This is a genomic window from Streptomyces gottesmaniae (genome assembly GCF_031845845.1).
Classification (GTDB): domain Bacteria; phylum Actinomycetota; class Actinomycetes; order Streptomycetales; family Streptomycetaceae; genus Streptomyces; species Streptomyces akebiae.
The window spans coordinates 1-448 of the sequence record NZ_JAVRFJ010000143.1; the positions used below are offsets into that span (position 1 = coordinate 1).

At 38.6% G+C, this 448-nt stretch carries 1 protein-coding gene; it reads left to right on the forward strand.

Annotation, left to right across the window (positions count from 1 at the left end; all coding sequences use genetic code 11):
* Positions 1 to 165: 165 nt before the first annotated feature.
* A partial coding sequence (locus tag RM704_RS44770; RefSeq protein ID WP_311593626.1) for an oligosaccharide flippase family protein occupies positions 166 to 448 on the forward strand: 283 nt, incomplete at its 3' end.

A 448-nucleotide genomic window follows, 5' to 3' on the forward strand; every position in this document is an offset into this window, starting at 1 on the left:
GCTATATTAAGTATTGCGGAAAAACTGAACTCTAACCAGAAAATGAAGGTGGCTCCATTAAGAGACGTTTCATTCTTAGTAACAGATTTGACACCTGACCACCCATCTTTAAAGGAGTTCGCTAAAACGATAAAAGTAATTTAAAATAGCGTATCAAAGAGTTAGATGGAATCGCTGCGGGAGGAAAATAATAATACCAATACCAGAGAAGAACATTCTTTAAAACACAAAACTGCTAAGGGTCTCCTTTGGGGAGGGATGAGCAATCTTATCCAACAGCTTCTGGGTGCATTTTTTGGCGTTTATGTAAGTCGTATCCTTACACCGGAGGATTATGGCGCTGTAGCTGTACTCCTCATTTTTCCGGTTTTGGCATCCACATTACAAGAGAGTGGTTTTGTAAGCGCTATTACAAATCAAAAGCAGGTAGAACATAAAGATTATAATG